At 45.2% G+C, this 11549-nt stretch carries 11 protein-coding genes; 8 read left to right on the top strand and 3 right to left on the bottom strand.

Annotated features, from left to right (window positions below; all coding sequences use genetic code 11):
• Window positions 1-29: 29 nt before the first annotated feature.
• Entirely contained in the window at window positions 30-110 is an 81-nt protein-coding gene (nrtS, locus tag RID09_RS11540; RefSeq protein ID WP_446336104.1) for a nitrate/nitrite transporter NrtS, read from the bottom strand.
• A gap of 178 nt (window positions 111-288) precedes the next feature.
• On the opposite strand from nrtS, the gene RID09_RS11535 reads away from it, so the two are divergent.
• The 5 genes from RID09_RS11535 (at window position 289) to RID09_RS11515 (ending at window position 5319) form a co-directional block, all read left to right on the top strand.
• Complete coding sequence (locus RID09_RS11535; protein WP_446336086.1) at window positions 289-1758, top strand: glycoside hydrolase family 13 protein; 1470 nt, start codon at window positions 289-291, stop codon at window positions 1756-1758.
• Between the two features lie 299 nt (window positions 1759-2057).
• Window positions 2058-2705, top strand: coding sequence for a ribosome hibernation-promoting factor, HPF/YfiA family (gene hpf, locus RID09_RS11530; RefSeq protein ID WP_446336085.1), 648 nt, complete (start codon window positions 2058-2060; stop codon window positions 2703-2705).
• An 84-nt stretch (window positions 2706-2789) separates the two neighbouring features.
• Window positions 2790-4370 carry an ATP-binding protein gene (locus RID09_RS11525; protein WP_446336084.1) on the top strand — a complete coding sequence of 527 codons (1581 nt, stop codon included), beginning with the start codon at window positions 2790-2792 and terminating at the stop codon, window positions 4368-4370.
• Window positions 4371-4499: 129 nt separating this feature from the next.
• Window positions 4500-4811 (top strand): carbon dioxide-concentrating mechanism protein CcmK, encoded by a 312-nt coding sequence (locus RID09_RS11520; RefSeq protein ID WP_446336083.1) that lies wholly within the window; start codon window positions 4500-4502, stop codon window positions 4809-4811.
• Window positions 4812-4959: 148 nt separating this feature from the next.
• Window positions 4960-5319, top strand: a complete 360-nt coding sequence (locus tag RID09_RS11515) for a carbon dioxide-concentrating mechanism protein CcmK (RefSeq protein ID WP_446336082.1) — start codon at window positions 4960-4962, stop codon at window positions 5317-5319.
• Window positions 5320-5440: 121 nt separating this feature from the next.
• On the opposite strand, the gene RID09_RS11510 is transcribed toward RID09_RS11515, so the two are convergent.
• Window positions 5441-7168 (bottom strand): diflavin flavoprotein, encoded by a 1728-nt coding sequence (locus RID09_RS11510; protein WP_446336081.1) that lies wholly within the window; start codon window positions 7166-7168, stop codon window positions 5441-5443.
• Between the two features lie 313 nt (window positions 7169-7481).
• Between RID09_RS11510 and RID09_RS11505 the strand changes: the two genes are divergently transcribed.
• Window positions 7482-8069 carry a Uma2 family endonuclease gene (locus tag RID09_RS11505; protein ID WP_446336080.1) on the top strand — a complete coding sequence of 196 codons (588 nt, stop codon included), beginning with the start codon at window positions 7482-7484 and terminating at the stop codon, window positions 8067-8069.
• Between the two features lie 157 nt (window positions 8070-8226).
• Here the strand turns inward: RID09_RS11505 and RID09_RS11500 are convergent, their stop codons facing one another.
• A complete protein-coding gene (locus RID09_RS11500; RefSeq protein WP_446336079.1) occupies window positions 8227-9162 on the bottom strand; it encodes an alpha/beta hydrolase in 936 nt (311 codons plus the stop codon).
• Window positions 9163-9234: 72 nt separating this feature from the next.
• On the opposite strand from RID09_RS11500, the gene wecB reads away from it, so the two are divergent.
• Together wecB and RID09_RS11490 are read left to right on the top strand one after the other, a co-directional pair.
• Window positions 9235-10353, top strand: a complete 1119-nt coding sequence (wecB, locus tag RID09_RS11495) for a non-hydrolyzing UDP-N-acetylglucosamine 2-epimerase (protein ID WP_446336078.1) — start codon at window positions 9235-9237, stop codon at window positions 10351-10353.
• Window positions 10354-10662: 309 nt separating this feature from the next.
• On the top strand, window positions 10663-11496 hold the full coding sequence (locus RID09_RS11490) for a PEP-CTERM sorting domain-containing protein (protein ID WP_446336077.1): 834 nt from the start codon (window positions 10663-10665) through the stop codon (window positions 11494-11496).
• Window positions 11497-11549: the final 53 nt, after the last annotated feature.

Genomic DNA, 11549 nt, shown 5'->3' with positions numbered 1-11549 from the left:
AGTTAAATATGCATTTTATCAAGATTCCATCATCGTTGTCGGGAGCGACTGATATACTGCCCATGAATATTCACTCCATAAGGAACTAGGTAGGTGAGTAATCCAGAAATCCAGACAGTATTCCTTGAACGGTTTCATCATTGGCACAATTGAAATCATTGGATTTCGTTACATAAGTTTTTCTTTGGCTTAAAGACAGTTTTCGGGTAAAATACTAACTTCAATAACATAAATCGTATTTAGCGAGCCATACTTGTACTCTAGTAGAGAAGAGCTAGACCATTATCAATGCAGATTCAGACGCCAGATTGGGTGAAGCACGCCGTCTTCTATCAAATATTCCCGGATCGCTTCGCCAAGGGTCATCCACCCCGTTCGCAAGTGGCTAAAACACTTCCCCTAGAACCCTGGGATGCCCTGCCCACCTTACAAGGTTATAAGGGCGGAGATCTGTGGGGCGTAATGGAAAAACTCGATTATTTGCAAGATTTAGGCGTTAACGCCATTTACTTTACCCCCATCTTTCAATCCGCCAGTAACCACCGTTACCACACTCACGATTATTATCAGATCGACCCAGTATTAGGGGGGAATGGTACATTCATGACACTCTTAGAGAAATGTCATCAGCGGGAGATGAAAGTCGTCCTGGATGGTGTATTTAATCATGCAAGTCGCGGCTTCTTCTTCTTCCATGACATTCTCGAAAATGGTCCTTATTCGCCGTGGTTAGATTGGTTCAAGATTGAACGCTGGCCCCTATCAGCCTATGATGGCAGCAAACCAGCTAACTATGTCGGTTGGGAAGGCAATCGGGCGTTACCCGAATTCAACCATGATAATCCCGACGTGCGGGAATATATTATGCAGGTTGCCGAACATTGGATTAAACTCGGCGTCGATGGTTGGCGCTTAGATGTCGCGTATGAGATTGAAGCGCCAGGATTTTGGCAAGAATTTCGCGATCGCGTCAAAGCCATTAACCCAGATGCCTATATTGTCGGCGAAGTGTGGGTAGACTCGAGTCAGTGGCTAGATGGGACTCAATTTGACGGGGTAATGAACTACCTATTCACCGGACCCACCATCGCCTTTACCGCAGGCGATCGCGTGGTTCACGCATACGTAGAACAACCCTCTTACGAACCCTATCCTCCCCTAGATGCACCGGGTTATGCAGCTAAAATCGAGCATCTGTTGCAGCTATACCCCTGGGAAATTCAACTCACCCAACTCAACCTGCTAGCCAGTCATGATACAGCCCGACTGCTATCCATTGCCAGTGGCGGGAAGAAAAATCCATCCGCCGAAGCGATCGAAAGCGTTAAGCTAGCTACCCTATTACTGTTTACCTTTCTCGGCGCCCCCAGCATCTACTATGGAGATGAAGTCGGTTTACCCGGCGCATTAGATCCTGACTCCCGACGGGGTTTTCCCTTAGAATCTCAATGGAATCAAGAGATTCTCGATTGTCACCGTCAGCTTATTGCCCTACGTCATCATCACCCCGCCCTGCGTACAGGTAGCTATAAAGTGCTCTTTGCCGAGGGAATGACGTATATCTTCGCCCGCCAACTTGAGGCAGATGAGTTAATTATTGCCGTCAATGCAGGAATGACAACCACCCAAGTTCAGGTTGAGGTGCCGCCAGAATTATCACCACGTCGTCAAATCCTGTACGGCGACGCCAGCTTCACCTGGAATCAAAACAATTTGGCGATAGAATTACCGCCTCGGACAGGTTGTATTTTGGGTTAACACCTCCGTTGACTCCCTCATCTCCCTCTATTGGGGAAGAGGTAACTCAACCCGCGCCGCTTGACTGTTCCAGACGTAGAATCCTACGTCTGGGCATTCCTTGTCCCCATTTTGTGCCATTTGTACCTTATTCCCTGGTTAAGGAATATATCAGAGAACAAACTTACGTAAAGTATTGCTGCTTACATCCAGAAGTTATCCACACTCAGCCTTACAATAGAAGTATCCTCCAAGAGCAGCTAAGACCAGCCCTAGCTCTGCTCTATTACGACACAATACTACAGGACGGAGTAGTCAGTATGAAGCTTGTGATCCAGGGCAAGAACATTGAAATCACTGATGCAATTCGAGAATATGTTAATCAAAAGATAGAAAAAGCGGTCAATCACTTTCAGAATATGACGACTGAGGTAGACGTGCATCTCTCTGTTGCCCGTAATCCTCGGATCAGCACGAAGCAAACTGCCGAAGTTACCATATATGCCAATAAAACCGTAATTCGTGCCCAGGAGAGTAGCGAAGACTTGTATGCCAGTATCGATCTGGTGGCAGATAAGATTCAGCGTCAACTGCGTAAATACAAAGAAAAGCTGCAAAAGAAAACACAGGCACAACCGAAAACAGCCGCTGTTATTCATGAAGCACCTGTGGCTGAGGATTTAATTGGCGATCGCGCTCCCGAACTGCCCACAGAAGTCGTGCGGATGAAATATTTCGCCATGCCGCCGATGACCATTGAAGAAGCCTTGGAACAGCTTCAACTGGTCGATCACGACTTCTATATGTTCCGGAATGCGAAAACCGATGAGATTAACGTCATCTATGAACGAAATCACGGCGGATATGGTGTGCTTCAGCCTCGTAATGGCAATGGTCATACCAATAATAAAAATGGCAAGACTGCCCAGGATCTTGAGGTGGTAACCAATACATCAACAATTTCATAGCATCTGTTATCAAACTTGGTGTCCTCTCTTGATCCTCCCCCGAGTGACAGACGGGGGATTCTTTTGAAATAGAGGAATAGTGGTGTGGCAAGGGCAAAGATTCTAGTTGTCGAAGATGAAATTATTACTGCTCAAGCCATTGCTGGTCAACTCAAACGACTGAGTTACGACGTGGTGGATATTGCCAATTCTGGTACAGCCGCCCTCGCTAAAGTCGCTGAAACTCATCCGGATCTGGTGTTGATGGATATTGTTCTCAAACACCGAGAAATGGATGGAATTGAAGCCGCCGATCAAATTCGCAGCCAATTTAAAATACCCGTCATCTACCTGACGGCTCACTCCGAGGCGGCTACCTTGGCGCGTGCTAAAGTGACAGAGCCATTTGGCTATATTGTCAAGCCCTTTAATCAACGAGATTTAGGGATTACTATCGAAATCGCGCTTTATAAGCATCAAACCCAACAGCAGTTAATCGAACGCGAGGAATTTCTCTCGACGATTCTCGACTCAACCCATGATGCGGTAGTGGCAACGGATGCAATGGGCGGCATTACTTATATGAATCCTATCGCCCAAACCGTAACGGGCTGGTTGTCTACTGAAGCGATGGGCAAACCCATTACTGAAGTCGTGCAAATTCTCAATGAAGCCACGAATACAGTTGTGGAAAACCCAGTGATGCTACTGCTGCGGGGTGAACCTGTCCTGAATCAAGGACATAATCGCCTGTTAATTGCCAGAGATGGAACCAAGACGCCAATCGTAGATCATGTTTCCTTAATGCGCCCCAACGATGATGATATCAAGGGTGCGGTTTTAGTATTTTGCGATATCAGCGAACGCCGTCAAGCCCAAGCCCTAGAACTAGAACGGGTTAAACTGGCAACGGAAGTCGCCGAACGCCAAAAAGCCGAAGCCGAAATTCGCAAAGCCTTAATCGCTGAACAGGAATTGAGTGAACTGAAATCTCGGATTGTGGCAATGATTTCCCACGAATACCGCACACCCTTGGCAGTAATTTTAACCTCAACAGAACTCCTGAAACGGTACAGTGATCAGTTATCACAGGAGAAACAACAAACTTATTTAGACCGGATTCAAATGGGCGTCAAGCAGATGGCTCAGCTTGTGGAAGAGGTTCTCACGTTTAATAAAGCCCAAGCTGGCGAACTTCAGTTTAATCCCGAACCGTTGAATGTGGAAGACTTTTGTCTCCAATTGGTAGACGAACAGCGACTGATGGTCGGCGATCGCTATACTTTGACTTATGACGCTCAACTCTCGTCTGGTGAAGCGGAGTTAGATAAGCAGATGCTGCGACATATCGTCACCAATCTCCTCAGCAATGCGATTAAGTATTCTGCCAAAGGCACGACGGTTTCCTTGTCTCTACGCCACGAGGATGACAGTATTATCATTCAAGTTCAAGACCAAGGGATTGGTATTCCCGAATCGGAGCAACCTCGATTATTTTCCCCCTTTTTCCGTGCCAGTAATGTCAGTACAATTGCCGGCACGGGAATGGGACTGTCTATTGTTAAAAATTGTGTAGATTTGCATCAGGGGAAGATTGCGATCGCGACTCAGGTGGGCAAAGGGACAACGGTGACAGTCATGTTACCCGTCAACGCCAAACCGTCCTCTGGAAATCCAACCCATTAAAATATTTCAATTGATGAAGTTTTGTTTCATCTAAAAAATAATCTATAATCTAATTTCGCCCAAATGGGTCATCAAGCCCCGTACAATAAGTTGGATATAGTCTTTTGAGGTGGAGGCAACAGAGCAATCATGCCAGCAGCAGTTGGGACGATTGAAGCGTTGGGGTTTCCAGGGATACTTGCCGCAGCAGACGCGATGGTCAAAGCTGGCGCTGTTACCCTGGTGAAGTTTGATCGCAATGAAAGTGGTCGCTTTATGGTCAGCGTTCGGGGCAAAATATCCGAGGTCAGGGTAGCTGTAGATGCGGGTCTAGAAGCGGTGGAGAAAACCTATGGCGCCGAGATAACTGCTTACTACATCATTCCTAATCCCCACGAAAATGTTGACACCGTTCTACCGATTGAATATACCAGTCAAGTTGAACAGTTTCGTACATTTTAACTGATTAAGGAAAGGGTAAAAGTTTCAGTTGCTCTAGGTCTGGTTCGCGATAAAAATGCTAAAGACAAAGAGTATTTTCCTGAAAAAAACCCATAATTCGTAGAATAAGTTTTTGATTTAATAATTTCACTGATTAAGGAGATTGGCAATGTCAATAGTAGCAGTTGGGTCAATTGAAACCAAGGGCTTTCCCGGTATATTAGCCGCAGCCGATGCCATGGTGAAAGCGGGTCGAGTGACGATAGTCGGCTATATCCGCGTCGGTAGCGCTCGTTTTAATCTGAATATTCGTGGCGATGTTTCTGAGGTAAAAACTGCCATGGATGCGGGGATTGCCGCCGTTGAAAAAACCTATGGTGCAACCTTAGAATCGTGGGTGATTATTCCCCGTCCTCACGAAAATGTGGAGTGTGTTCTGCCGATTGCGTATACGGAAGAGGTTGAGCAGTACCGAGAAGCAGTTGAAAATCCATTAATCCAAGGTCGAGGAAACGGATTGCAACGTTAAGAAAATAGGGAAGTTGGTAGGGTGTTATGTAGGGGCGGGTTCCACCTTTAGACAGATGCAAGTTTTGCGCCCCTACGAGATCAACGATCGCACCAATTCGTTAAAAACAAATGGCAAATGACTAATAATGATTCCCCACCTTACGATGGTGTACCGCCGTCATCCCATCCGTCTGAGAAACCCGACCGGTAGAAACTGTGGCATAAATCGTCCAGTGATCACCACAATCTAAGCGGCTTTTCACTTCACATTCCATATAGGCTAGGGCGTCGGCTAAAATCGGAGAACCATGGCTAGCAGAATAGGTTTTAATCCCATCAAAACGGTTCGCACCGGGGGGGAAGCGCTTGAGGAAATGCTTCATCAGTCCCTGGTAATTTCCAGCTTCTAGGACATTGAGAACAAAGTGATCGCCAACATACATTAACGACTCGATCGCCCGATCCTTTGCCACCGCCACAGATATACCCAGGGGTTTGAATGAAGCTTGCGTCACCCACGACGCTACCATCGCACTGCTGATATTCCCCTTTTTAGCCGTAATAACATACAATCCACTGCTGAGTCGCCCCAAGGCTTTATCCAAATCACTATCCAGGGACTTACTTTGCTTAATCGTGCGATCGCGTGATAACCATTGTCCTAAATCCGTTCCCGCTTCTTCACATAACTGATAAACCTGTTCGTTAGGCGTATCTTTGACTAAAATCGGCGCAAACCCTGGCGTTAGTCCTAAATCCCGAAACTTATTCACCAACAGATAAGCTGATTCACTCTCAAGAGCCCCCGATTCAAATACACCAAAAGACTGCTTTGGATTCGTCGCCCCCAAAATTGTACCCATCGCAGTTTGGGCGATAGAGGCGACTTCTCCCGTCGTCGGTGGTGTACCCATCACCACCCCAGACGCTATACTCATCAATTCCTTAATCTCTTGCGGATCAGCCGATCGCACGTCCATCATATCCACCGCCACACCGGTTTTGGTAATTCCATGGGCAATGGCTTGGGAGAGGCGATCGCTATACCCGTAATCGGATATATAAAATACAGCAACAGTCGTGTCTGCTTTTGCCTGTTCCTCACTCCACCGACGGTAACGTCCCGTGAGTTCACTCAGGTTGTGATAAAGTAGGGGTCCATGACCTGTGGCAATGGTGGTAATTTCGGGTAACTTGTCCATCCGTTTCAGGGCGGATAGCACAGAACGGGCATTTGGACCCATTAAACAGTCATAGTAATATTTAAAATCGTCTTCGAGTAGGTCTAAGTCTTCATCAAACGTGTAATCATCACAATAGTGCATGCCAAAGGCATCACAGGTAAACAAAACCTGGGTTTTGGTATCATAGGTGAAAATCGTATCGGGCCAATGGAGATTGGGAGCAATTACGGCTTCGAGGATATGTCCATTTCCCAAATCAATGCGATCACCATTTTTGACGATTTGCGATTGAAACGGCTGATTGACCCAATTTTCCAGAAATTGGATCGCCACTTTCGACCCCACAACTGTAATATTTGGGGCAAGTGCCAGAATATCTTTGACTAAGCCACTGTGATCGGGTTCCGTATGGCTGACGACTAGATAATCTAATCGAGCTGGGTCAATTAATCCCTTCAGAGTATCGAGATAGAGTTGGCGAAACTTTTCATGGGAGGTATCCACCAACGCCGTTTTTTCACCCCGAATCAGGAATGAGTTGTACGTCGTGCCATTCTGTAAACCAAATTCTATATCAAAGCGATCGCGATCCCAATCTAGCGATCGGATTGCGGTGGTATCCGGGGCAATTTCGGTCGTCTGCATCGTCAACCGACGCTGAATTCCCTCTGCTACTGCTACCATCGGTCGTCTCCTTTCTTATATCAACTTCATTTACTCGGCTTTTTAATTATGTTTACATATCAATCCAGTTTTATAGATTTAAATTATTTATGAAACAGATTAAAACGGTATTCAGCAAGCCCTAAATAGACGAGGTGCGGTTCGGTCATGAGTTAGGCTCAAGAGTATCGGGGAACCTCTCTCACCCTGTCCCGATTCAAGTGAAGTTGAGAGAGATGGGCGATATCGCGGACTAGACCCGTTAGTCAAAATTTAGCATTATCACGTTTCGGCTGAGAAAATATTAGAGGTAGAGGAATAGCGGGTATCATTTATGCAATTACAGACACAAAAACGCTCCTACACGCCAGAAGAATACTTAGAACTAGAGGAGAAAGCGGAGTACAAGCATGAATATCGCGATGGGGAAATTGTACCGATGACGGGTGGGACGACTAATCACAATAAGATTGCGTTGAATTTTGCCGCCAACTTAAAGTTTGGGTTAAGAGGGCAAGATTACGATATCTATATCGGGGATGTACGGTTATGGATACCTCGTTATCGTCAGTACACCTATCCTGATGTGATGGTTATTGAAGGAAAACCGATTTACACAGGAACGGGGACAACGACGGTAATGAATCCCTCGTTGATTGTTGAGGTATTATCCAAATCTACGAAAAATTATGATTTAGGCGATAAGTTTATTTACTATCGGTCGATTCCGGAGTTTAAGGAATATATTTTGATTGACCAAACCAAATATCATCTGATGCAGTATGCCAAAAATCCTAATGGTCAATGGTTATTAAGTGAGCAGGAATCAGCCGAGGCGGTTCTCGAATTAAGTTCAATCGAATTTCAGATCAATATAAGTGATATTTACGAAAACGTCAATTTTGCCGATAGTGAGAAATAGAAATGTAAAAGCGTCAAGTATCGTGGCGAAATGTCATGCTGAACAGAGCGACAGCGGAGTGAAGCATCTCGACCTAAGGAGTCGGACGTAATTATTAAATATCGTGGGAATAAATATAAATTAGTTGAATTAGAAAAGCCTGACAAAAATTGGGGAACTAAGCAATGGCGAACCGATGCTTGAGTGCGGCGGCGGCTTCAGCTAGCGCCTCTTGACCTTGATCCAGAACCTTTGCCATGCCCACAAAGCCGTGAATTGTGCCATCATAGCGAGTCATTTTTACAGATACTCCGGCGTCTTGCAAGCGATTGCCATAAGCTTCTGCTTCATCTCGCAGAGGATCATATTCGGCGGTGATAATCAGCGCTGGGGGTAAGTTACTCAAATTGTCTGCCAGGAGTGGTGAAGCATGGGGATTTTGTCCGTCGGCGGCTGATGAAAGATAGTGATGCCAAAACCACACTAATAACTCTGTGGTTAATAGGTAATCTTTACCATAGTACCGATGGGAGTCGGTATCAAAGCCATACTGGGTTACTGGATAGAATAACAGTTGATAGACTAGGGAGGGAAAGTTGCGATCGCGTGACATTAAGGCGACAACGGCGGCTAAGTTTCCTCCAGCGCTATCTCCGCCAACCGCAATACGTTCCGGATCACCTTGAAATGACGCCGCATTTTTAGCCACCCATTCTGTGGCGGTATACGCATCCTCTACGGCGGCGGGAAATTTATGTTCGGGTGCGAGACGGTAATCCACAGAAACGACAATACAACCGACTTGATTGGCTAACGTGCGACAAATACTATCCGCCGCCTCTAAGTTTCCGACAACCCAACCGCCACCGTGGAAAAATACCACAATAGGAAAGGGTGGGTTTCCGGCTGGTGTATAAATACGGATAGGAATGTCTATCTCAGAACTAGGAATGATACAATTTTTCACCGAGGCGACAGGTTCAGGTTTAGGGGAGAACTGATCTCCCATCGCTGCTTGTTCTCTCGCCTGTACGGGGTTCAGTTCATTGAGAGGAGGTAGTCCTAATTCTTTGATTTGGTTTAATAGTATCCTGGTTTGGGAATTCAGCGGCATAATTAATTCGCTATCAAATTGAATGGACTGATGATTAAAGACGAATGACAAATGAAAAATGACGAATGAAAAATGACTTATAAACCGACAATCTGTATTACGTTAGGCACCCGCCCAGAGGCGATTAAACTAGCCCCGGTTATCCAACAGTTTCAAGCTTGTGATCTGTTCAAGACTCAGGTCATCTTAACGGGTCAGCATCGGGAAATGGTGGATCAGGTGATGCAGCTATTTAAACTAAAAGCTGATCGCAATTTAGAAATCATGCAAGTCAAGCAAACGCTGACAGATATTACCTGTCGAAGTTTGCGGGGATTGGAGGAGTTATTTACCGAGATTAACCCGCAGTTGGTTATCGTACAAGGAGATACGACGACAGCATTTGCTGCTACTTTAGCAGCATTTTATCAAAAAATTCCTGTGGGTCATGTAGAAGCCGGGTTACGAACGGATGATTTGTTTAATCCTTATCCCGAAGAAGCCAATCGGCGGTTGATTTCTCAGTTAGCCCAACTGAATTTTGCACCAACAGCTAAGTCGGTGGAGAATCTGAAGACATCGGGGATTGTGGGCGAGATTCACCAGACGGGGAATACGGTGATTGATGCTTTACTGACAGTAGCCAAGGAGGAACCCCAATGTCCGGTTCCGGGATTAGATTGGAACAAGTATCGCGTCTTATTAGCTACGGTTCACCGTCGGGAAAACTGGGGTCAACCTTTAGAACATATTGCCCAAGCCTTTGTCCAACTTTTGGATATGTTTACGGATACGGCTTTACTCTTACCCCTCCATCGCAATCCTACCGTCAGAGAACCCCTGAAACAAATATTAGGCAATCATCCGCGAGTCTTTTTGAGTGAACCCTTAGATTATGGCAAATTAGTGGGCGCGATCGCACGCTGTTATTTGTTGCTGACGGATTCGGGTGGATTGCAGGAAGAAGCGCCGAGTTTAGGTAAACCTATATTAGTTTTGCGCGAAACCACTGAACGTCCAGAAGCCATTACAGCAGGGACAGCGAAACTGGTGGGAACCAACCCCAGCCACATTGTCGCCGTAGCCAGTGAATTACTCCGGAATTCGATGGCGTATCAGGTTATGGCTACCGCCGTTAATCCCTTTGGTGATGGTTACGCCGCTCAACGGATTTTGGCAATTGTTAAACGTTATTTAGGGCTTGCTGAATAAGTATTGTCAGGCTAAGCTTTTGGATTAGGGATTGAGAATTGGGAAAATTAAGGACTGTAGAAACATTGCAGGCAACGTCTCTACAGGCTCCATTTTACTACATCGGATATCTAATCATCAGAGACTGGATTGTCAAGATCCAGAAAAATACCTGAAAGTATTCACCCAAAAGGAATCTGACAAATATATTGCCTAAATTTATCTGTTTTTTAACTTAAAGATTCTGTAAAGTTTCCAGCTATCTATAGAAAATATAATAGGTTGAACCTATACTAATAGTAAAGTTTTTTCATAATGAGGCTCAACTTCATGGGTATTTCTCACCTGGTGAGCAAATTATCGGTAGCTACTGCTGGAGCCGTATCCTTGGCTTTAATTTCTGGAGGAGTAGCACAAGCGACATCTATTCTTTCGACTAGCAATGGACAAGTTGGAACGATTGACACAGCTACAGGAAATTTTACACCGTTTATTAATAGTGATCCAAGCTTTACTGATTTAGCCTTATCGACGGATGGCGATTTATTTGGGGTGACGTTCAGTCAATTATATAGTATTAATCAAAGTCAAGGAGTATCATCGCTGATTGGTGGACTTGGTGTAAATGATATCAATGCTTTAGGCTTTTCAACGAATAATCAGCTTTACGCTGCTGGCACTTCAGGTAATTTTTATACCGTTGATACGTCCAGTGGAAATACATCATTAGTGGCTCGCATTTCTGGATTTAGTAGCAGTGGTGATCTTGTATTTAATCCTGACAACAATCAGTTTTTAGCCACATCTAGAAGTAGTAGCACAGATACCTTATTCTCTATTGCTCTAGATGGTACAGCTACCCAGATTGGTAATATTGGCTTCGTGGATGTTTTTGGCTTGTTCTTTGAGGATGGCACCCTGTTTGGTTATACCGCTAATCGACAACAGATTACTATTAATACCAACACAGGAGCCGGCACATTTAATCAGAATGTTACAGGTAGTAGTGGTCAAATCTTTGGTGCTGCATCATTACCATCAACAGGTCCCTCAACAGAACCCTCAACTTCTGTTCCCGAACCCACTTCAATACTCAGTTTATTAGCCGTTGGTGTTGTCGGCACCGCTTCAACCCTCAAGCGCCGACAGAAGCAAAAATCATAAGCTTATTATATCATGTCAGTTTGAACAGACTTGTATGAGCCTGTTTGTAGTCA

This window comes from Coleofasciculus sp. G1-WW12-02 (assembly GCF_040219735.1).
In the GTDB taxonomy this organism is placed as follows: domain Bacteria; phylum Cyanobacteriota; class Cyanobacteriia; order Cyanobacteriales; family Coleofasciculaceae; genus Coleofasciculus.
The sequence above is the reverse complement of the archived record's forward strand: the minus strand, read 5'-3'. Positions and strand labels throughout refer to the sequence as shown.

Bases quoted from the DNA above. Each gene is read 5' to 3' on its own strand.
- RID09_RS11535 (WP_446336086.1), top strand. From the start codon at position 289: ATGCAGATTCAGACGCCAGATTGGGTGAAGCACGCCGTCTTCTATCAA.
- hpf (WP_446336085.1), top strand. From the start codon at position 2,058: ATGAAGCTTGTGATCCAGGGCAAGAACATTGAAATCACTGATGCAATT.
- RID09_RS11520 (WP_446336083.1), top strand. From the start codon at position 4,500: ATGCCAGCAGCAGTTGGGACGATTGAAGCGTTGGGGTTTCCAGGGATA.
- RID09_RS11515 (WP_446336082.1), top strand. From the start codon at position 4,960: ATGTCAATAGTAGCAGTTGGGTCAATTGAAACCAAGGGCTTTCCCGGT.
- RID09_RS11510 (WP_446336081.1), bottom strand. From the start codon at position 7,168: ATGGTAGCAGTAGCAGAGGGAATTCAGCGTCGGTTGACGATGCAGACG.
- RID09_RS11505 (WP_446336080.1), top strand. From the start codon at position 7,482: ATGCAATTACAGACACAAAAACGCTCCTACACGCCAGAAGAATACTTA.
- RID09_RS11500 (WP_446336079.1), bottom strand. From the start codon at position 9,162: ATGCCGCTGAATTCCCAAACCAGGATACTATTAAACCAAATCAAAGAA.
- wecB (WP_446336078.1), top strand. From the start codon at position 9,235: ATGACTTATAAACCGACAATCTGTATTACGTTAGGCACCCGCCCAGAG.
- RID09_RS11490 (WP_446336077.1), top strand. From the start codon at position 10,663: ATGGGTATTTCTCACCTGGTGAGCAAATTATCGGTAGCTACTGCTGGA.